The 22,390-nt window shown below is 35.0% G+C and carries 16 protein-coding genes; 7 read left to right on the top strand and 9 right to left on the bottom strand.

Annotated elements, in window-relative coordinates:
• Position 1: 1 nt before the first annotated feature.
• Together ygfK and ssnA are read right to left on the bottom strand one after the other, a co-directional pair.
• A complete protein-coding gene (gene ygfK, locus BUA82_RS01955; RefSeq protein ID WP_073004140.1) occupies positions 2 to 3,004 on the bottom strand; it encodes a putative selenate reductase subunit YgfK in 3,003 nt (1,000 codons plus the stop codon).
• A gap of 101 nt (positions 3,005 to 3,105) precedes the next feature.
• Positions 3,106 to 4,437, bottom strand: coding sequence for a putative aminohydrolase SsnA (gene ssnA / locus BUA82_RS01950; protein ID WP_073004139.1), 1,332 nt, complete (start codon positions 4,435 to 4,437; stop codon positions 3,106 to 3,108).
• A gap of 285 nt (positions 4,438 to 4,722) precedes the next feature.
• Between ssnA and dpaL the strand changes: the two genes are divergently transcribed.
• The 4 genes from dpaL to BUA82_RS01930 all read left to right on the top strand — a co-directional run bounded on the left by dpaL (position 4,723) and on the right by BUA82_RS01930 (position 9,935).
• Positions 4,723 to 5,931 carry a diaminopropionate ammonia-lyase gene (dpaL, locus tag BUA82_RS01945; protein ID WP_073004137.1) on the top strand — a complete coding sequence of 403 codons (1,209 nt, stop codon included), beginning with the start codon at positions 4,723 to 4,725 and terminating at the stop codon, positions 5,929 to 5,931.
• A gap of 49 nt (positions 5,932 to 5,980) precedes the next feature.
• Entirely contained in the window at positions 5,981 to 7,186 is a 1,206-nt protein-coding gene (locus BUA82_RS01940; protein ID WP_073004135.1) for a YgeY family selenium metabolism-linked hydrolase, read from the top strand.
• A 20-nt stretch (positions 7,187 to 7,206) separates the two neighbouring features.
• Positions 7,207 to 8,400 carry a knotted carbamoyltransferase YgeW gene (gene ygeW / locus BUA82_RS01935; protein WP_073004132.1) on the top strand — a complete coding sequence of 398 codons (1,194 nt, stop codon included), beginning with the start codon at positions 7,207 to 7,209 and terminating at the stop codon, positions 8,398 to 8,400.
• Between the two features lie 194 nt (positions 8,401 to 8,594).
• Positions 8,595 to 9,935: a uracil-xanthine permease family protein gene (locus BUA82_RS01930; protein ID WP_073004130.1), complete on the top strand. Its 1,341-nt coding sequence runs from the start codon at positions 8,595 to 8,597 to the stop codon at positions 9,933 to 9,935.
• A 199-nt stretch (positions 9,936 to 10,134) separates the two neighbouring features.
• Here the strand turns inward: BUA82_RS01930 and BUA82_RS01925 are convergent, their stop codons facing one another.
• From BUA82_RS01925 to ade, 5 genes are all read right to left on the bottom strand, one after another.
• Positions 10,135 to 10,662 carry a dihydrofolate reductase family protein gene (locus BUA82_RS01925; protein WP_073004127.1) on the bottom strand — a complete coding sequence of 176 codons (528 nt, stop codon included), beginning with the start codon at positions 10,660 to 10,662 and terminating at the stop codon, positions 10,135 to 10,137.
• A 246-nt stretch (positions 10,663 to 10,908) separates the two neighbouring features.
• Positions 10,909 to 11,394 carry a xanthine dehydrogenase subunit XdhC gene (xdhC, locus tag BUA82_RS01920; RefSeq protein ID WP_073004125.1) on the bottom strand — a complete coding sequence of 162 codons (486 nt, stop codon included), beginning with the start codon at positions 11,392 to 11,394 and terminating at the stop codon, positions 10,909 to 10,911.
• Complete coding sequence (xdhB, locus tag BUA82_RS01915; RefSeq protein WP_073004123.1) at positions 11,387 to 12,274, bottom strand: xanthine dehydrogenase subunit XdhB; 888 nt, start codon at positions 12,272 to 12,274, stop codon at positions 11,387 to 11,389. The genes xdhC and xdhB overlap by 8 nt, the downstream gene beginning before the upstream one ends.
• A 14-nt stretch (positions 12,275 to 12,288) precedes the next feature.
• The gene (xdhA, locus tag BUA82_RS01910) at positions 12,289 to 14,568 is read right to left on the bottom strand and encodes a xanthine dehydrogenase subunit XdhA (RefSeq protein ID WP_073004120.1); all 2,280 of its coding nucleotides are present in this window, start codon (positions 14,566 to 14,568) and stop codon (positions 12,289 to 12,291) included.
• Positions 14,569 to 14,610: 42 nt separating this feature from the next.
• Positions 14,611 to 16,347, bottom strand: coding sequence for an adenine deaminase (ade, locus tag BUA82_RS01905; RefSeq protein ID WP_073004118.1), 1,737 nt, complete (start codon positions 16,345 to 16,347; stop codon positions 14,611 to 14,613).
• A gap of 273 nt (positions 16,348 to 16,620) precedes the next feature.
• Between ade and BUA82_RS01900 the strand changes: the two genes are divergently transcribed.
• The 3 genes from BUA82_RS01900 (at position 16,621) to BUA82_RS01890 (ending at position 18,681) form a co-directional block, all read left to right on the top strand.
• Positions 16,621 to 17,262, top strand: a complete 642-nt coding sequence (locus tag BUA82_RS01900; RefSeq protein ID WP_073004115.1) for a helix-turn-helix transcriptional regulator — start codon at positions 16,621 to 16,623, stop codon at positions 17,260 to 17,262.
• A gap of 380 nt (positions 17,263 to 17,642) precedes the next feature.
• Positions 17,643 to 18,107, top strand: a complete 465-nt coding sequence (locus BUA82_RS01895; protein ID WP_073004113.1) for a nucleoside deaminase — start codon at positions 17,643 to 17,645, stop codon at positions 18,105 to 18,107.
• Positions 18,108 to 18,309: 202 nt separating this feature from the next.
• Positions 18,310 to 18,681, top strand: a complete 372-nt coding sequence (locus tag BUA82_RS01890; protein ID WP_073004111.1) for a hypothetical protein — start codon at positions 18,310 to 18,312, stop codon at positions 18,679 to 18,681.
• A gap of 218 nt (positions 18,682 to 18,899) precedes the next feature.
• Here BUA82_RS01890 and BUA82_RS01885 read toward each other — a convergent pair whose 3' ends face one another.
• Entirely contained in the window at positions 18,900 to 19,745 is an 846-nt protein-coding gene (locus BUA82_RS01885; RefSeq protein WP_073005093.1) for a DUF2785 domain-containing protein, read from the bottom strand.
• A gap of 248 nt (positions 19,746 to 19,993) precedes the next feature.
• The gene (locus BUA82_RS01880) at positions 19,994 to 22,204 is read right to left on the bottom strand and encodes a HelD family protein (protein WP_073004108.1); all 2,211 of its coding nucleotides are present in this window, start codon (positions 22,202 to 22,204) and stop codon (positions 19,994 to 19,996) included.
• Between the last annotated feature and the right edge of the window lie 186 nt (positions 22,205 to 22,390).

Genomic DNA, 22,390 nt, shown 5'->3' with positions numbered 1-22,390 from the left:
TTTAAATCACATAGCTATAATCTTTCATTACAGTCCAAAGGATATTTTCAATGTCCTTTGGCAGCATAGTATGATTTTCCTTAAGCTTAACCTCTAAAACTTTATCTTCTAGCCTTACCTTCACTATAAACTCATGTTTATTAACCACTATAAACCCATCATTTTTACTATCTTGAAAATCTCCTTCGGTGCTAAATAAAGTAAACTTTTCTCTATAAGGAGCACTGCTATAGGGACAGAAAGTCTCACAGTTACCGCACTCATTGCACATCCTATCCACATGGATTATCTGATGCATTTTATTGCCCTTTACTTTTATAGAAAGGTTAGCCCGATTAGGACATACATCTACACAAGCTTCGCATACCGTAGAACATTGAAGGCATCTTCCCACTTCTCTTTCTCCAAGGTATCCCATTTCCAATACCCCTCTTTTATTCTCTATATTATCTATATTCTTAAGGCTCTTTTGCACATTTATATTTAAGTCTCTATGCATTTCTTCTAAGACCACAGCTCTTGCAAATTTTGCAGCCTGTGCTATTCCATCTACCACCGTAGAAGGTCCATATAAGCCATCTCCAGCTGCATATACCCTTTCCACAGAGGTTTCTAAAGTATTTTTATCTACCACTGCTCTGCCTTGGTTATCTATGTCTATATTATTTTCTATAAATAGCTTCTCTTCTATTTTTTCTCCCACCGCTGATATAACTAGATCTGCAGGAACCTCTACCCATTTTCCTTGAGGTACAGGCATCCTCCTGCCGCTTTCATCCGGCTCTCCCAGCTTCATAACCTCACAATTAAGAATCCCTTGGCTATACTTTATAGGGCTTAGCAATTCCTTGAATTCCACACCATCCTCCAATGCTAGTTTCAATTCTTCCTCATGGGCAGGCATATACCTTTTAGTCCTTCTATATACTAAATATACATTTTCTACCCCAGGGGTCCTTTTAGCTGCCCTGGCTGCATCCATGGCAGTATTGCCTCCACCTACTACCACCACGTTTTTACCTAGGTTTAAAGCTGGATTTTTGCTTTTTAATTTTTCTAAAAACTCTATAGCATTAATTACCTTTTCACCTTCTAGTTCTAATTTCCCTGGTTTCCATGCTCCTATAGCCACTAATATATACTTATACCCCTGACGCTTTAAATCATCTATAGATTTCTGCTCTGAATTTAATTTAACTTCCACCCCTAGGCTCTGTAGGAGTTCAATATCCTTATGAATTCTTTCAGAGGGTATTCTAAACTCTGGAATAACATGGCTTACTATTCCTCCTAAGGAGCTTCTTTTTTCAAAAATAGTAACATTGATACCTTCTCTAGCAAGGAAATAAGCTGCTGCTATCCCTGTGGTTCCTCCGCCAATAATAGCTGCTTTTACATTACTCTTAGGGGTTTCTTTCATTTCCCTCATTAAGCTTTCATATCCCTTTTCCGCTGCCTGCAGCTTTATGTTTCTTATGTGTACCGATTCATCGCTAAAATTTCTAGTACATTTACTCATACAGGCATGGCTGCATATGGTTCCTGTAATAAAAGGTAATGGGTTTTTTTCCACTATAACCTTTAACGCTTCCAGGTGCTTTCCTTCTTCCACTAGTGATATATATTCCGGTATATCTTGATTAATAGGACATCCCTTTTCACAGGAAGCTATAAAGCAGTCCACTAATGGCACTTTTGAATTTATTTTACGGCTACCTCTAGGTTTTATATCTTTTAGGTGATGAATATCCTTTAAGGATTTTTCTTTCAAACCCATTAATTTTTCATTATCTATAAAAACTTTATTGCTATAATCTAACTTTCTTAATTTTTCAGCAATCTGAACACATCTTTTGTAGCCACCTATCTTTAAGAGAGTAGTAGCCATAGTAATTGGCCATATACCCGTTTCAAAAATATCCTCTATATTAAAGGCATCCGCTCCGCCAGAATAGGATATTTTAAGTTGTCCATCAAAATCCTTGGATAGCTTGCTGGCTAGTGCTATGGTTAATAGATATAGAGATTTACCTGACATATACATCTCTTCCCCTGGTAGCTCATTGTTTTTAATATAAACTGGGAAAGTATTGGTAAGCTTTACACCAAAGGATAAGCCGTTTTCTTCAGCTAAGGTTTCTAGCCTTTTAAACATAGGAACTGCATCCTCATACTGTAAATCGTTTTTAAAATGATGATCATCAAAGGATATATAATCATAACCCATAGCATCTAAGGTCTTTCTTGCAAAGTCATAGCCCAATAAGGTAGGATTACACTTTATATAAGTATTTAACCCTTTTTCTTTTATAAGGTACTCTGCGATGCGTTCAATTTCTTGTGAAGGGCATCCATGTAAAGTGGACAAGGTTATTGAGCTGCTGACTTTAGGAGATATATTGCTAACATAATCTTTATCTATATTATTAAATTTATCCAGGTTTCTTAAGGTGTATTCCATGCACTCCTTCCATATGCTGCTGTTACTAACATCTTTAAGCCCTAGGATAAAATTGTCTATTTTAGAGGAAGAAATGCCTTTAAAATCATATCCTACGCTCATATTAAAAACGAAGCCATCGTCACTGCCAAGGTTTAACTCCTTAGATAATAGCTTTAATATAACCCAAGCCTTGACATACTCCTCATAAGCTTCTTCCACTCTAAGTTCTGTGGACCACTCCACGTTATAACCTTCATCTTCCGCCTTTATGCAAGGTTTTGAAACAGGCAGATCTTCTCCATCCAGGGTCTGAACAGTTTTTAATTCAAAGAATCTGCATCCGCATACATAAGCGGTTATAATGTTTTGTGCCAGCTGAGTATGAGGACCTGCTGCAGGTCCAAAGGGAGTTTCTATCTTTTCACCAAAAATCTCCAGCACCTTATCATCTTGCTTTTTATAAAATTTATTCACTCCAAATATTTTCCCGTGATTTTTATATTCCTCAATTATCCACTCCATTAAATCTTTAAATGGAATAGGTGTCATTCTATCCCCCATTCTTTTCCCTCCAATAATAAATTTCATATATACAAATTTCCTTCCACAATTGTGAAGGTACCACAAGCTCTCTACCAATTATATACGTCAACAAATCCCTCTTATGAATTTACTCTCTGCCATAATTTTTTTGAAAGCTGCCTAGATTCTGCCATGATTTTTTCTGTGTCCACAGCTAGTATCTCTCTATCTTTCATAAGCACTTTACCGTTTATCATGGTGGTAGTAACACACCTTCCGCTTACTCCAAATAAAATATGAGAATTTACATTATCTCCATTTAAAGGGGTTAAAGGATCATATTCCACTACTATAATGTCCGCTAAGGCACCTTTTTCTATAACTCCTATAGGTTTTTCAAAAAATCTATTAGCTATTTTTCTATTATTCTCAAAGAGCATCAATGGTACTTCCCCCCAGGCTACCGTAGGATTGCAATTATGATGCTTATGCAACACATTGGCAACCTTCATGGATTCCAACATGTCACTGGTATATCCATCGGTTCCTAAACCTAAGGTTATTTCCTTTTTAACCATTTCTAATATAGGTGTGCAGCCTACCGCATTGCCCATATTGGATTCTGGATTATGCACTACTATGGTGTCAGTAGCTTTTAATAAATCCATCTCTCCATTACTAACATGATTGCAATGCACCGCTATGGTTTTGTCTCCTAATATATTAAAATCAAATAACCTATTTATTACTCTCTTGTTATGCTTATCCAAACAACTTAGTACATCCTCCAGCCCTTCTGCGGCATGCACATGATATCCACCATCATAAGGCATATTTTCTGCACAGTATTCTAGGGTTTTATCACTTAAGGTGAAGGAAGCATGAAGTCCCATCATCCCTTTTTGCATATTTGAAAGGTCATTTTTAGCAGCCTTCATAAATTCCACATTTTCTTTAACGGCTTGTCTCATTTTATCTTCTCCATCCCTATCAGAGACTTCATAGCATAAAGATGTACGAATACCTAGTTCCTTAGCTGCTTCAGATATTTGAAACAAACTACCTTCAATGCTGCCATAGCTAGCATGATGATCAAAAACCGTGGTAACCCCATTTCTTATACAATCTATATAAGTGGCATAAGCGCTATACTTTGTATCTTCTAAAGATAATAGTCTATCTAGCTTCCACCACATTCCTTCAAGGATATCTCCAAAGTTTTTAGGATTATATCCATTAATAGCAAGCCCCCTAGCAAAGGCACTATATATGTGATGATGAGTATTAATCATTCCTGGCATAATTAAACCCTTTTTTGCATCAATTAATTGTGCAGCTGTGTACCTATTTTTCATTTCTTCTGTGGTTCCTAAATCAACTACACTATTCTCTTCAATGCATACACATCCATCTTCTATAAAGGTATTTTTATCATCTCTAGTTACTAATTTGCCATTGCCTATTAATATCATAACACCCCTCCTAATAAAATATTGATAATTTGGTAATTAAATGAATCAAAAGTAAAATAATAGATTAATTCCATTATATGTTATTACAATTTTATTTTAACATTATTTTCCTAATATAGTCAATTTTTAAAAACAAAATATTTGTATATTTACAAAAACTTTTTAATTTCTTATTGATTTAAAAAATATATATTGATATACTAATTTTGTAAGTATTTTCTATTTTTTAATTTAATTAACTTTATTCTTAATATATAGTAATTACTATTTAGGAGGTTTATTATTATGGAAATTAAGTGGGTATTCAATAATCTCCCCAAAACCAGTAATGATACTTTAAAGATTATGGCTCCAAAAAATATTTCTAAAGCCGCTTCCTTTCACAAAAGCTTTCCTCAATATACCGAAACCCCTTTAACTAACTTAGATAATATGGCTAAATTCTTGGGACTAAAAAGTTTGTATGTAAAAGATGAATCCTTTAGGTTTGGACTAAATGCCTTTAAGGTATTAGGAGGCTCCTTTGCTATAGGCTGCTACATCGCTAAGCAGCTAGGAAAAGATATCAGCGAACTTCCTTATGATGTCCTTACCTCCAAGAAACTTCTTGAAGAATTTGGACAAACAACTTTTTTTACAGCTACTGATGGTAATCACGGAAGAGGGGTAGCCTGGGCTGCCAATAAACTAAATCAGAAATCTGTAGTGTTCATGCCCAAAGGTTCATCCCAGACTAGATTAGAAAATATTAGAAAGGAAGGGGCTGAGGCTACTATTGAGGATTTAAATTATGATGAGTGCGTCCGCCTAGCAGTAGTTTCTTCATCAAAGGTTCCTAATTCAGTGGTGATTCAAGATACCGCCTGGGAAGGGTATGAATATATTCCTTCCTGGATCATGCAAGGCTATGGCACCATGGCCATGGAAGCAAATGAGCAGTTACATGCTGATAACTGCAAAGCTCCTACCCATATTTTCATACAAGCAGGGGTAGGTTCTCTGGCTGGAGCTGTTCAAGGTTATTTTGCCAATGTTTATAAGGAAAATCCCCCCACTGTAGTGGTAGTAGAACCAAATGGTTCCGATTGTATCTTCAGGTCTGCTGAGGCCAAAGATGGTGAAATAAGGATAGTTACTGGTGATATGCCCACCATTATGGCTGGACTAGCCTGTGGAGAGCCTAACACCATATCTTGGGATATATTAAAAAATCACAGCTCATGCTTTATTTCCTGTCCAGACTATATTTCTGCTAAAGGTATGAGATTACTTGCTGCACCTCTTAAGGGAGATTCAACAGTTACCTCTGGTGAATCCGGTGCTGTAACCATGGGTATACTCTTTGAAATAATGAAAAATAAAGATTTGAAAGATTTAAAGGAAGAACTAAAACTTGATGAAAACTCCAAGGTTCTATTGTTTTCCACTGAAGGAAATACCGACCCGGATTTCTACCGTGACATAGTTTGGAATGGTAAATGTCCATCCTTTTAATTTTGTAAAAAATTATTAGTTAATCTTATATTTTAAGGAGGAATGTATTATGGACTTTAATGGTATTAAGGCAAAAGCACAAAGCTATGAATCTGCAATGACAAAATTTCTAAGAGACTTAATAGCCATCCCTGGTGAGAGCTGTGGAGAAGAAAAGGTTATTAAAAGAATAGCTGCCGAGATGGAAGACTTAGGCTTTAACAAGGTAGAAATAGATAGGATGGGAAATATTTTAGGATATATGGGAGATGGGGAAACCTTAATAGCCTATGATGCCCATATAGATACTGTAGGACTAGGTGAATTATCGAACTGGAACTTTGACCCCTATGAGGGTTATGAAACTGAAGAGGAAATTGGAGGCAGAGGTGCCTCTGATCAACTAGGCGGCATAGTTTCAGCGGTTTACGGTGCAAAGATAATGAAAGATATGCACCTACTATCTGATAAATATACGGTTTTAGTAACAGGCACCGTTCAAGAAGAGGACTGTGATGGGTTGTGCTGGCAGTATATACACAAGGAAGATAAAATAAAACCTGAATTTGTGGTTATAACAGAACCTACCAATGGAAACATATATAGAGGTCAGCGTGGCCGCATGGAAATAAGAGTAGAAGTTAAAGGTATATCCTGTCATGGCTCTGCACCTGAAAGAGGAGATAACGCCATATATAAAATGGCTGATATTTTACAAGAAATACGAGTTCTTAATGACAATTTACATTATGACCCCTTCCTAGGTAAAGGTACTATTACCGTTTCTGAAATATTCTTTAACTCTCCTTCTCGCTGTGCAGTGGCAGATATGTGTGCTATCTCCTTAGATAGACGCTTAACAGATGGAGAAACTTTTGAAATGGCTCTTGAAGAAGTTCGCTCTCTTCCTTTTGTAAAAAAGTATAAAGCTGAAGTAACTATGTATAAATATGAAAGACCAAGTTGGACAAACCTTCTTTACCCTACAGATTGTTATTTCCCAACCTGGGTAATTCCAGAAGATGCTCCTGCCACTAAAGCTATGGTGGAAGCATATAAAGGTATGTATGATACACCATTAGTAGACAAGTGGACTTTTTCTACTAACGGAGTTTCTATCATGGGAAGATATAATATTCCTTGCATAGGTTTTGGTCCGGGCAAAGAAGAGGAAGCTCATGCTCCTAATGAAAAGACTTGGAAGGCTGACTTAGTTAAATGTGCTGCTGTATATGCTGCTCTCCCAACAGTTTATTGTAAAAACAAAGAATATTAAATATAAAGGGGTTTTTAAAAATGGCTTTGATGGATAAATACATCCAAAAACTTAATGAGTTAGATTTTAAAAATATGCATAATAATGATTTCCTTCTTACCTGGGAAAAATCACAGGAGGAATTGGAAGCAGTTTTTACTGTGGCAGAAGCTCTGCAAGAGCTAAGAAAAAACAATATCTCCTCTAAGATATTTCACAGTGGACTGGGAGTTTCACTATTCCGCGACAACTCTACCCGCACAAGATTCAGCTTTGCCTCAGCTTGCAATCTTTTAGGACTTGAAGTTCAGGATCTAGATGAAGGAAAATCTCAAATTTCCCATGGAGAAACCGTAAGGGAAACCGCCAATATGATATCCTTTATGGCTGATGTTATAGGCATCAGGGATGATATGTATATTGGAAAAGGCAATACTTATATGAGGGAGGTATCTGAAGCTGTACAAAAAGGCCATGAAGAAGGCACCTTAGAACAAAGACCAACCTTGGTAAACCTTCAATGCGATATAGATCATCCCACTCAATGTATGGCGGATGCTCTCCATCTTATTAATGAATTTGGCGGAATAGAGAACTTAAAAGGCAAAAAAATAGCCATGTCTTGGGCATACTCTCCCTCTTATGGCAAACCCCTTTCAGTACCTCAAGGAATAATTGGACTTTTAACCCGTTTTGGCATGGATGTGGTGCTTGCCCACCCAGAGGGATACGAAGTTATGAGTGAAGTTGAAGAAATAGCAATTAAAAATGCTGCTGAATCTGGGGGTTCCTTTACAAAAACCAACTCCATGGAAGAAGCTTTCAAAGATGCTGATATAGTTTATCCTAAGAGCTGGGCTCCTTATGTTGCTATGGAAAAACGCACAGATTTATATGCAAAAGGAGATCAAGCCGGTATAAATGCACTAGAAAAAGAACTTCTTGCCCACAATGCTGAACATAAGCATTGGCAATGCACTGAAGAGCTTATGAAAACCACCAAAAATGGCAATGCCCTATATTTACACTGCTTACCTGCAGATATCACCGGAGTTAGCTGTGAGGTAGGAGAAGTAGATGATTCTGTATTTGATAGATATCGCAAGGAACTATATAAAGAAGCCAGTTATAAACCTTATATAATAGCTGCCATGATATTTTTAAGTAAGTGCCAAAATCCCCAGGGAACCTTAAAGACATTAGAAGAAAGAGCTTCTAAGAGAAAATTTGAATGATGGGATAAAGCACTTATTATAAGTGAAGGTTCAGTATCAAGTGATTCCTAACTTTAGGTGGAGTTTGCTTAAAAGGAATACTTACTCTACCTGAAGCTAAGAAGAACTTAGCTCTCATTATCACAGCACTTGAAGAAGTGCGGGTATTAGGAACGATTGGCTATAGGATAAATAATTTATGGGGGTGCAATGTAATGTTAAATTCTAAGGCTCAAGAAATCATTGCTAATGAAGACTCTTTATTTAATCTCTCGGGCAAGCCTAGCCTTGCTCTTGCCTTACCTCAATCCATGCAGCATGTTCTTGCTATGCTGGTGGGAAATATAACTCCTCCTATACTGGTAGCTCAGCTTCTTGGTCTGCCAGAAAGTGATAAAATACTTCTGATGCAGGCAGCTATGATTATCGGAGGAATAACTACCTTAATTCAAATCTTCCCTATCTTTGGTTTCGGAATGGGACTGCCTAATGTTATGGGCGTTGCCTTTGCTTATATGCCAATACTATCAGCTATAGGAGTAGCCTACGGCATCAAAGCAATCTTCGGAGCTCAGCTGGTGGCTGCCTTTGCTTCTATCTTTTTAGGGATGCTCATGGGTAAAATAAGAAAATACTTTCCTCCTATAGTCAGCGGTACAGTGGTTCTAAGCATTGGTCTTTCCTTATACAGCACCGCTATAAATTATATGGCTGGGGGTAATGCAGCCATGAAGGATTTCGGTTCTCCCAAATACTGGATTATAACCCTTATAGTACTGGCTGTTACTCTTGCCTGCTGCTTTTTTGGTAAGGGATATATAAAGGTATCCGGAATGCTTATAGGTATCGGATTAGGGTATATTATAGCTTTATTTATGGGAGGCATGATAAACTTCCAAGCGGTGAAGAGTTCCTCCTGGGTATCTCTTCCACGGCTCTTCAAATGGGGTCTTGAATTCCATCCATCAGCTATCATTGCCATGATATTAATGTACATTGTACAAGCGGTTCAAACCATCGGCGATGTTTCCTCAACGGCAATTGGTGCCTTTAATCGTGAAGCCACTGATAAAGAAATCGGGGGAGCTATCAAAGGTCAAGGTATATGTGGTATGCTAGGCGCCTGCATAGGTGGACTTCCCACAGATCCTTATAGTCAAAATGTCGGTCTTATAGTTACAACAAAGGTAGTAGCTAAGAAGGTATTCCTTATTGTAGGTGTAATAATGCTTGTAGCAGGTCTTTGTCCTAAATTTGGTGCCTTAATGACCACAATCCCCTATCCTGTTTTGGGCGGGGCCACAATAACAGTTTTTGCTGCTATAACCATGTCCGGAATACAGCTTATTTCAGAACAGCCTTTAAACTATCGTAATAAGATGATAGTAGGTATTTCTTTAGCTCTAGGTGTGGGAGTAAGCACTGTTTCAGCTTCACTGCAGTTTTTCCCCACAGATATTCAGAATATAATAGGCAAATCTCCCATAGTACTATCCTTCCTTGTGGCCTTTATATTAAATATAATAGTTCCTGAGGATAATGCCAGAGAGAAATAGAATAACCAGGGTGTCTTAATATAAATACTAATGGGGGGTGGGTAGATAATTATTTTATCTACCCACCCCCACACCACCATGCATACCCTTCGGTATGTGTTGGTTCTTTAGTTACTGTATTCTGTTTGTGTGCACACACTTATCCAGCCGCCGCTACAACAGTTTTTTATTATACCCTTTGGCAGCTTACAAATATAGATTATTTTATAACTTCGTAACGAAGTTCCACAAATTGATTGAATCGATTTATGCTATTCAATCTTAAAAGTGTTTGAAAATTATTTTGCCTGAATAAGGGAATACCACTGCCCAACAAAACCGGCGCAATAGTAACTATAACTTCATCAACTAATTTTTCTGTGATAAAATTGGAAATTAATTCACTGCCACCCATAAGCCAAATATTTTTTCCGCTTTTGCTTTTTAGTTCCTTGGAGAATGAAACGACATCTTTATTGACGAAGGATACATATTCGGTACCTTCTTTTGGTGTTCTAGAAAAAATATAGCATTCCTTATCTTTGTATGGAAAAACCTCTTCATGTGCCATAAGCCAATCATAAGTGGTTCTCCCCATTATGATGGTATCGATGGTATTATAAAATTCTGATATTCCGTTATCACCTTCACCCTCAACATTAAAGAGCCAATCCAAGTTATGATCTTTTGTTGCAATATACCCATCTAAAGTTGAAGCAATAAACAGTACTAACTTACGTTGTTCCATTATCTCACTCCTTTTTGAATTCTTGTGTTTATATACAGTAGGTTTATATACAGTATACAATAAATTGTTGACATCTATATGTCAACAATTTATAATATTACGAATTTGTCTGCGAGTATTTCAAAACTGTACGCAGAATAATTCAATTGCTCCAGACTTTCTCTAATAGGTAAAAAGTAAGAGTTAATGAAGAAATTCAGCAAAGCTGAATTTTCACCACAACTCTTACTTCTTAGCTCTTACCTCTTACTTATCTATAATTTTATCCTTTTCCTTTACCTTCTTTACTGCTCTTAATATATTTTCATATCCGGTACAGCGGCAGAGATTTCCTGAAAGCTTTTTTCTCATTTCTAATTCAGTATATTCTTTATCATCTTCCACTATGGGTACTGCAGACATTACAAAGCCGCAGGTACAAAAACCGCACTGAACTGCTCCTTCGTCTATAAAAGCCTGTTGAATATCGGATATATTGCCTTCTTTATCCATTAATCCTTCCAGGGTACGGATATCCTTCCCATGTGCCCAGATTGCGAGATAAATACAGGAATCGAAGGTCTCGTTATCAATTAGCACAGTACAGGCACCGCACTCCCCTACCTCACAGCCCTTTTTAACACTGGTAAGATGGAGATGATTTCTTAAAACATCCGCCAAGGATTCTCTATCATCTATGATTATTTCTTGTTCTTCTCCATTTACCCTACAGCTTAAAATCACATTAGCCATTTACCACACCTCCACACTTTATTATGGCTTCCTTTAAAGCTCTCTTACTCAATTCCTTAACTAACTGAAGGCGAAAATCCTTAGATGCTCTCCAAGAAGATCGAGGATTAACCTCTGTTATGGCTGTCTCTCCGAAGATATTGAACATTTCCTCAGAAATTTTCATGCCTTTGATGGCATTCTCTGCTTTTTCGCACCTCATAGGAATTGGAGCTGCTACTCCAAAGGCAAGACGTACATCAGAAACAATATCCTTTCCCTCATTGAGCTTACATACTACACTGCATCCTAAAGTGGCTATGTCCATAGCATTACGCATGGCATATTTAATATAATGGCCTTTATAATTCTCATAGTTTTCTTTGGTGATATATATGGCTGTGAGCACTTCTCCAGTTTTTAAATCTACCTTTCCTGGACCTAGGTAATACTCTGAAATAGGTATAACTCTTTCCCCCTGCGGTCCTTTAATTTCTAATTTAGCATTTAAAGCAAATAAGGTAGATGCACTGTCTGCGCTAGTAACACCATTGGAGATATTCCCCCCTATGGTGCCTATATTTCTTAATTGTGGCCCACCTATTTCATCCACCGCTTCCCCTAAAACAGAAATGTATTTCTTAATAATAGGGTTTTCTGCTATATGAGAAAAGCTGGTAATGGCTCCTATTTTTATACCGCCATCCTCTTCCATACTTATTCCATTAAGCTCCTCTAATCCATAAATGCTCACCAAAGAACATCCTGCAAGCTTTCCGTTTCGAATATTTATAAGCACATCGCTTCCTCCTGCGATGATTATAGCTTTAGGATCCTCTACAAGATGATTTATAGCATCCTCTACAGAAACTGCTTGATATATTTTTCCTATATCATACATGCTTATCCCCCCTTTTATATCAAATTGTATTCCTTAAATTTTTCCACCAGCCTTTGAGGAGTTAATGGAGACATGTTAAATCCCACTCCTGTAGCATGAAGCACCGCATTTCTAATAGCTGGTGCCACAGGTATAGCCGGTGGTTCTCCTAAGGCTTTATTACCGAAAGGTCCTGTTATATCATAGGTTTCTACAAACTGTGCTTCTAAAGGAGGAGTATCCATAATGGTAGGTAGTTTATAGTCTAGTAAATTATCGTTGTACATTTTTCCTGTTTTTTCATTAAATAATATCTGCTCGCTTAAACCAAAACCCAAACCCATGCTCATACCACCGTGAACTTGCGCTTCTGCTAGCTCAGGATTAAGGAGTTTACCGCAGTCATGTACATTTATAACCTTATTAACTTTAATCTTTCCAAGGGGTATATCCACTTCAATATCTACAAAGCATACTCCAAAGGCAAAGCTATTAGTTTTGCATTGATTTGTGGCTTCTGCAGTGATATGCACGGATTTTTCTGTGTTATACAATGCATGCAAAGCAACTTCTTTTAGAGAAACCAGTATTTCTCCTGTTTCCTTAATTACTATGCTATTATCTCTAAGGTCCATATTATCCTTTGGGATTTTAATCATGAAGCTTCCATGATCCAGTATTTTTTCCTTTATCTCTAGGGCTGCTTTCTTTGCTGCCATTCCGGATACATAGGATTGTCTCGAAGCATAAGCCCCTGTATCAAAAGGAGTGATATCCGTATCCTGTGCAGATATTATGTGTACATTTTCCGTAGAGATATCAAGTATCTCTGCAACCATTTGTGTAAATACCGTATCAGCGCCTTGTCCTATCTCCGTTGCTCCCATCTGCACCTGTACAGAACCATCTTGGTTAAGAACTATTCTGCAAGCTGCGCTTTCTAAAGAAATAGGATAAACCCCTGTGGCATAGCTAAACATTGACATGCCTACCCCTTTTCTAATAGGCCCCCTTTGATTTGCATATTCTTTAATTTTTTTATCCCACTCTATATATTCTTTTCCCTTTTCAATACATTCAAAAAGTCCATTACTATAACACTGAATTTTATTGTCCACAAAGCCTAAAGGCATAGCATTTAACTTTCTCATTTCTATAGAATCTAAGTTAAGCTTTCTAGCTATATCCTCCACATGGGATTCCAAGGCAAAGGTGATTTGTGGTATACCATACCCTCTCATAGCCCCGGAAGGTGGTAAATTAGTGAACACAGAATAAATATCCCCTTTAGTTGCTAGCTCATCATTATAAACTTGTTTAATGGCATGGCCAGCTTTACTCACCACACTGTGACCATGAGAAGCATAGGCTCCTTTATTTCCATACAGCTCTAACTCTCTAGCCACAAAGCGTCCATTAGATCTTACATAGCTTTTAAGTTTAATTTTCATAGCTGTACGAAGTCTTGTGTTTACAAAATCCTCTTCCCTGGAAAGGTCCAGTTTAACGCATCTTCCTCCTACAATTTGAGATAAATATGCAGTTAATGGCTCATAAAGGGCATCTTGCTTATTGCCAAAGCCTCCCCCGATATAAGGCTTTATCACTCTAATTTTTCCCCATTCTAATCCAAGAGCTTGCCCAATTATCCTCCTTACTATATGAGGTATTTGAGTTGAGGATACCACCACAATTTTTTGACCTTCAGCATATGCATAAGAAATAGGATTTTCAATGTGACAGTGCTTAACAGGAGAGATTTCAAATTCACCTTCAAACACCTTAAGTCCTTCTTCTTTTATTGCTTCATTAAAATTACCAATTTCATAACTGGTATGGGCTAGAATATTATCAGGATATTCTTCATGGATAGGCACTGAAGTTTTTTTCAAAGCATCTCCTATAGACAATAGCGGCTCATACTCTTCACACTCCACCTTTATAAGTTTAAGGGCTTTTTCTGCTGTTATGCTATCTTTTGCTACCACCGCTGCTATGTCATCTCCATAATATCTAACTCTTTCATTTAAAAGCTTCCTATCTGCAACATCACCATGCTCTGGGTCTAATGAATAGGGATGCCCTGCTGTAGGAAATTTTATGTCAGGCACGTCAAAACAAGTTACTATCTTCACAACACCTTTAAGTTTCAAAGCTTCTGTTATGTCTATACCCTTCACTCTGCCATTTGCTATGGTGCTATGAAGTATTTTAGCTATAAGGGCATTATTTAATTTCATATCATCAGTATACAATGCTCGTCCAGTAACTTTATCAAAGGCATCCACCCTTTTAATACTTTTCCCAATTGACATTTTAATCCTCCCTCTATGTTATTTTTAATTATTTAAAAGGAGCTATCCTTTTCTTGATAAGCTAGTGTGCTGAAATCTCACTACATCAAATAGTCCCTTGTCTGTAAGTTTTAATTCTGGAATAACCGGTAGTGCCATGAAAGCCAAGGTCATAAAAGCATTAACCCCTTCATTTACTTTAAGTTCCTCCATAGCTATGTTATTTAGCTCTTCCTGCACTTTAGATACAGTTTTCAAATCTTTGCTAGACATTATTCCTGCAATATCTAAACACAGGTATCCTCTTATTTTGCCCTCCTTAGCAATAACCAGCCCTCCGCCAATTTCTATGACTTTTTCTACAGCACTTTTGATACTCAAGATATCGCTACCTATAACTATCAAATTGTGAGAATCATGAGCTATGGTTGAGGCAATGGCTCCATTTTTTAATCCATATCCTTCTATTAGTCCTTTACCTATATTACCGATACCTTTATGCCTTTCAAATACATAAATAGGTAATATATCTACTGAGTCATCATATACAAAGTATCCCTTTTCATCTATTTTTACAGCCCTCTCAACTTTTTCTGTGATAAGGCTATGTTTTTTGATTTTAATCACTTTTGCATAAACACTGGATAGCTTTACTTTCAAGTCCTCTTCTGTAAAAGGCTTTATATTAACGCTGTTTGAAACAGTGGCTAATAATTCTTTGTCTTCATTGATGCTTTTATGCCAATCCGCCTTTATTTCCATACCTTTTTTAAAGGTCTTTACCACATTAAAATCTGTTAAATTATCCACCATTATAAAATCTGCTATAAATCCTGGGGCAATGGCTCCTAAGTTTTTTAACCCATAGCACTCTGCGGTATTTAAAGTTGCCATTCTAATGGCAGTAACCGCGTTTACTCCCTTTTTTATAGCCATCCTAATGTTATTATCTATATGCCCTTCATACCATATATCCTTAGGGTGCCTATCATCTGTACAAAAGGTAAATCTTCTCTCATTAAAAGAATTCACAGATGGAAGTAAGTCTAGCAAATTTTTTGCAGCAGATCCTTCCCTTATGGCTATATACATACCGTTTCTAAGTCTATCTAAAGCTTCTTTATGGCTGCTACACTCATGATCCGTCTTGATCCCTGCTGCAGCATAGGTATTAAGCTCTTTATCCTTTAACATAGGACCATGTCCGTCCACTATCTTATGATACTTCTCCGTAAGTTCAAGTTTATCTAAAACTCCTTCCTCACCTAAAACAACCCCTATATAGTCCATCATTTCTCCTAGTCCTAGTACCCTTGGATGCTCCATAAGCTCTTCTAAATCCTCAGCTTCTAATATGGCACCTGAACTTTCAAAGCTAGTGGCAGGAACACAGGATGGCAGCATAATATATACATCTAAAGGAAGATTTTCGCTAGCTTGAAGCATGTACTTTATTCCATTAATCCCTTTTACATTGGCTATTTCATGGCAGTCTGCTATCACCGTAGTGGTACCCCTAGGTATTACAGCTCTAGCAAACTCATAAGGAGAACCCATGGAGGATTCTATGTGCACATGGGAATCAATGAGTCCAGGGACTATATATTTTCCTTCACCATCTATTACCTGTTCCCCTTCATAATCCCCCATTCCCACAAAAACTCCCTCACTCATCGCAAGATTACCATAAATAATTTCTTGCGAGAAAACATTTACAACTCGACAATTTTCTATTAAAAAATCTGCCTTTTTCCTTCCTGCAGCCACCTCAATTAAATGTTTAGTTTTACTTAATTTCATACTAATACATTCTCCTATCCAATCCTTTTGTTTCTTAATATTACATTTTTAGGCAATCAAAGTCAATATAATATTCAGAATAATCTTTTAATTAAGGATGTTTTTTAAATATTATATGAAATGTTTTATTAATCCATGTCTTTCAAAAGTTTTTGTAAGTAATTATTATTTTTGTAAATTATATTGATTTTAAAAGTAAACATTGATATACTTAATCTAGAAATATTTGTAAATTTATTTATTTTATACTTTTAAATTTCATGGAGGCTTATAATGGATATTGACTTTAATTTGGACTTTTTAAAAAGATTGGCCAAGGGTATTTCTGAACAGTTTGGACGAAATTGCGAAGTGGTTATTCATGACCTTACATCCCCTAACATAGATAATTCCATAGTATACATTGAAAATGGAAATGTTACCAACAGAACCACAAGCACTAGCCCCTCACGAGTGGTATTGGACGCTTTAAAACATAACTCTGAAGTAATTGAGGACAAGTTAAATTATCTCACCACCACCCAAGATGGTAGAATTTTAAAATCTAGCACCATATATATAAGAGACGATGAAAATAAACCTATAGGAATTTTTTCTATAAATTATGATATTACAGAATTAACCATAGCTAAAAATTCTATAGAGTCCTTAACTAGCAGCAATGAAAATATAGAAACTGCAAATAAAATTCCTCAAAACGTAAATGAACTTTTAGATGACTTACTAGAAGAAACAGTAAAAAGAATTGGCAAGCCTGTGGCATTAATGACCAAAGAGCAAAAGATAGAAGCGGTTCAATTTCTTAACGACGCCGGTGCTTTCTTAATTACCAAGGCTGGAGATAAGGTAGCTAACTTTCTAGGAATTTCAAAATACACTATATATAACTACATAGATATTAAAAATAAACCTTAACATACATCAAGTGATTCTTAGCTTCAGATGGACTTGCCTAAAAGGAATACCTTCTCCAGCTGAAACTTAGAAGAACTTGCCCATGAGCTTAGCGCTGGTTATACTGCCACTTGAAGAAATGGGGGTATAATGAGCGGTTAGCTATCGGATAACTAAAACAATTGAACCTATAACTTCTTTACAAAAGAATAAATTTATAACTTCATAAATAAAGATAGTAGTGAATCAGTGAAGAGAAGTACTTCTTAAGCCTAACGTAAACAAAAGCTGTCATCTAAAATAACAAAAGCAAACCCTAGATTCCTTAGTATATATCTCTATTAAAGATAGACTTTAGGGTTGAAGCCAATTTACTAATTTTAAATGAGGCGGTGTAAAGAATGAATGAGTTTATGAAAATTGCTGTAGAAGAAGCTTTTCAAGGAATGAAAAACAATGATGGTGGTCCTTTTGGAGCGGTAATCGTTAAAGATGGTAAGATTATAGCCAGAGCCCACAATGAAGTTATCGGCACCAATGACCCCACTGCTCATGCAGAGGTTAATGCCATAAGAAAAGCCACCAGAGCCCTTGGCAGATTTGATTTATCCGACTGTGAGATATATTCCTCCTGCGAACCATGCCCTATGTGCTTTGCAGCCATTCACTGGGCAAAGATAAAAAAACTATATTATGGCTGCACTAGAGAAGATGCTGCAAACATAGATTTCGACGACCAATACATCTACGACGTAATAAAAGGCACTGCAAAAGAATTACAAGTGGAAGTTCTACAAGTAGACAGGACAGAAAGTCTTGAACCTTTTGAGGAATGGAAATTTAAGATGGATAGAGTACAATATTAGATAACAAAATGTCAGCCATATGAGTTATTGCTTATTAAAGTTTAAGTATAAGTTATAACTCATATGGCTGCAACTTTCATCTATTCACCTTTATTTCACCTATTAACCAAATCGCATGTATAATTTGTAAGAAAAGCATAATTTAAATAATTTTTAATAGTATAGCAATCTAATCAAGTTATTGTGTAAAGGAGGAATGCATATGAAAAGGAACAAAGCAATTATTATATTTTTTACGTTACTTTATCTATTAGCAGGTTGTTCAACCACCACATCAAATAATGTTTCACCACAATCTCTTTTAAAAGATAATCCTGATGCTGACTTTTTTATTATGAATAGCACTATTTATATAAATGCAATGGATATTGAATGGGTAAAGGATCTACCCCTTAAAGAAGGAATAGCTTTAGGTAAGATTAATAATACTGGAGTGAAAAATAATTTTAAAGATTGGGATGCTACTATACTGAATATAGGTACTGTAATATATGAACTAGAAGGTAGAAAAGATATAGTCTTAATTAAAATTGATGACAAATATATACCTTATCTCAAGTACGTAGAGGGATAATAAGAATAATATATCTACTGTCCCTCTAATAACATTAAATTAGATTTTTAAATTCTGCCTTTATTCATATCTTAAGGAATCTACTGGGTTCAATTTAGCAGCTTTCCTAGCTGGAATTAACCCTGCAATTAAGCATACTAAAATTTATACTCTCCCCCTTATAAAAAAAGAAAGGGGGTTTTGACATAAACTTTTAAATCAAAGCCCTTTACCAAGTTTTAATCTAAATATAAGTTTACCTTCTTTTCTAACTCAATTATGGCTTTTGAAATTTGTTCATTATTTTCAAGATGCAGCATTCTAAAATAAAGGCTGCGTATAATATTTTTCACATTTGTTCTAGCTTTAAACCTAGTAATCTTATCCTTAATTTCAAGCACTTTACTCAGACCTTCAATCCAATTACAAATATACTCATCAGTTAATAACTTATCTCCTATAATATCATAATAAATTATAGTGGTTAACCTTTCATCTTCTTCAGCACTTAGAAACTCTTTTCCTTCACATAATCTATTTTCTATAGCAAACATAACTTCTTTACAAATATCTTCAGTAATCCCTTTACAATTAAGTAATACGTGCATTCCGTCTGCTGCATGCGCTAAAGCATGCAGCCACCCCTTTTTGCTATCATATCCACGTAAATCCTTTTCTTCATCAAAATATTTAATCAAACAATCTTTTGTCTTTAATATCATATCTTTATCTAGGAAATCTCTATCTAAATGCGCACACAAAATTGGATTTACTAAAAGTATTGAGAAACTCCTTCTTAATACTGAGTCATCATTCTCACATCCAATATTATAAAAAATAAAATCTTCACTTAATATTCTATTTAGTAGATTAGTTAGCTCTTCATTACTAAAATATTCTTTTTCTTCTATCCAATTAACAAAGATATTATATATTAGTACATCCCTTAACTCCGGATCAGTGTCACCAACATACTTAAGCATTAAATCAAGATAATCTATAACCTTTTCATCTTCTCTAAGGTTGTATTCATTATCTTTAATTCTTTTCAAATCAACTTTTAATTGCTCTTTTTCGTTAAACATCTTACCCCACCCTTTTTCCTCTAAATTTTTTATTAAAATCAAAATTTCTCCTATAATTTACTCTTCCTAATAAAAAACATAATAAATTTCCTTCCTTCTAGTTGTACTGATTAAATTATTCCTTAAGTGCTTTAATAATATAATTCTATTACTTTTTTTATTTTACCATTAATGTATTCTTCTGGCAAAACCCTATATTCTAACTAAACACACTATTAAAAACTTAGTATTATTTATATAATTATAAACTAACCAATAAAATCACTTTTCTCTCCAGTATAATATAATACCAATTGATGCAATGCTCTAGTACAAGCAATATAAAGAAGCCTTTTATCAAACTCACTATTATAGTTTTCTTTAGAAGCATTATACGCAAGGACCACATCGAACTCTAAACCTTTTGCTAGATAAGAGGGCATAACTAGCAGCGAACTTTTATTTTCGTAGCAGCTTTCATCTAAAATTTTTATATCAATATCGGCACTTAATCTCTCTTGTATATCTTTAGCCTCTTTTAAATTTTTACATATAATAGCTATGGATTTATATCCCATCTCATAGAATTTATCCACGTCTTCTAATATAGAATTATTAATTTCACTTAAATCTTCATTGCGTTTTACTCTAGGGTATGCCTCATGCCTTTCAAAAGATATTATTTCATTTTTATTATTAAGAATTCTTTCATTGAAAGCATTAATCTCAAAAGAAGATCTATAACTTTTCTTTAATGTAAGCTTTAAAGAGTTTCTTTTATTTAACACTTCTTCTATATAATCATATAAGTTTTCATCCGAGTTTTTTTCAAGGGTTTGATTAAAATCACCTAACACTGTATATCTTGCATTTTTAAACAAAAGTTTAAAAATGTGATAATGTATTGGATAATAATCCTGTGCCTCATCTATTACTACCTGTTTAATTTCACCAAATTCTTCATTTCCTTCTAACATAAGTTTGGTAAATAAAAGTGCTGTAGAATCCTCATAGGATATAACTCCTATATTAAGATTTTTATTTGTTTCAGATATAATTTTATCTATATTCTTTGGAAGTTTTATACCTTTAGCCAGCTTGAAAAATAAATTTTTATTCTGAAAAAGCATTTTATATAAACTCATATAATCTACTTCTGTAAAGCTATGAATATACTCCATAAGTCTATTAGCTTCCTTTATAGCTATCAGTCTGCTGAAGGATTTTATCTCTAACATATGATTTTCGGTGCTTCTCTCTACAGCTTTCTCAATTAACTTAAGGCGATCCTTCCTTAGTGGATGTATTTTATTTAGCATCATGCCTTCTATTCTCTTTAACCTCTTAGCTATAGGCATATCAATCTTATTATTAAGAAATGTTCCTTTTAACTCCTGTGCTGTTTCAATTGTTTTCCCATTATAATATACATCTTTAAAAGGAATGAATTGTCTCTCATAGTACTTAAGTAGTCTATGAAGTATTTTTACAAATTCATTGGAACCCTTAAATTTTATACTTTCAAGCTTTAAATGAAACTCATTACTCCCCTGTAGCTGTATAAGAGTTTCCATCTGCTTTTGCCTTTTTTCTCCTAAAACAAAATCATCAAAGGTTAACTGCTTTACATTTTCTTCTCCCAGCTCAGGAAGTACATCAGAAATATATTTGCTGAATATAGAATTAGGAGAAATTATTATAATATTATTTATACCTAGTTTTGAGCTTAGTCCTTCATAAAGCAAAAAGGCTATTCTATGAAGTGCGATAGATGTCTTCCCGCTTCCAGCAACACCCTGAACAATTAAAAGCTCATTTTCAGTATCCCTTATAATAATATCCTGTTCCTTTTGAATAGTTTCAACTATACTTTTCATTTTATCAGAAGAATTTCTACTTAACACTTCCTGTAGTATTTCATCATTTATTCTTATACTACTGTCAAAAAAGTATTTAAGCTTTGAATCTTCAATTTTATATTGTCTTTTTAATAAAACATCACCATAAATAATCCCTACTGGAGATTTGTAAAACCCTTTGCCTAATTCATTTCTATAAAATATACTGGATATAGGAGCTCTCCAATCATACACATAAATATCATCAGTTCTTTTATCAATGAAACTATATAACCCTACATAAATAGTTTCCACATCATTAAAACCCTCTTCAGCAAAATCAAATCTTCCAAAATAAGGAGATTTAAGCATTCTTTTATATTTATTAATTCTTTTTTCTATACTTGAAAAACCTCTTGTTTCTATATTCACTTCATTTAAATACTGATTCATCTCTGGTATGTTATCAAAATCCTCTGAGGAGTGTGCACTTTTCTCCCACATTTCCCTTCTTGAAGCTATAACCTTACTTAGCTTAAGTTTTAAAGACTCATTTTCTTTCTCAAATTCTGTTTTAATAATAGATAATGTTTTTTCTAAGTACAATAATTCTTCCTTCTGACTTTCCTTAAAATTACTCATTTTATCACTCTCCCTTAAACTTTTAGAAATACATTTTTAAAACCCCTTGACATCATCACTATATTTATGTTATGATTATCCTGTAAATTTTGAATATAATGATATACTTGTTATAATTATATTCAAAATTTAATTATATACTTATTGTTTAATTTTGTAAAGTAAAATTAGTGGCAGCTATAGGAG

Origin of the sequence: Clostridium amylolyticum, from assembly GCF_900142075.1 — a bacterium.
Classification (GTDB): domain Bacteria; phylum Bacillota; class Clostridia; order Clostridiales; family Clostridiaceae; genus Clostridium_AA; species Clostridium_AA amylolyticum.
This window is presented reverse-complemented; position numbering and strand designations above follow the sequence as displayed.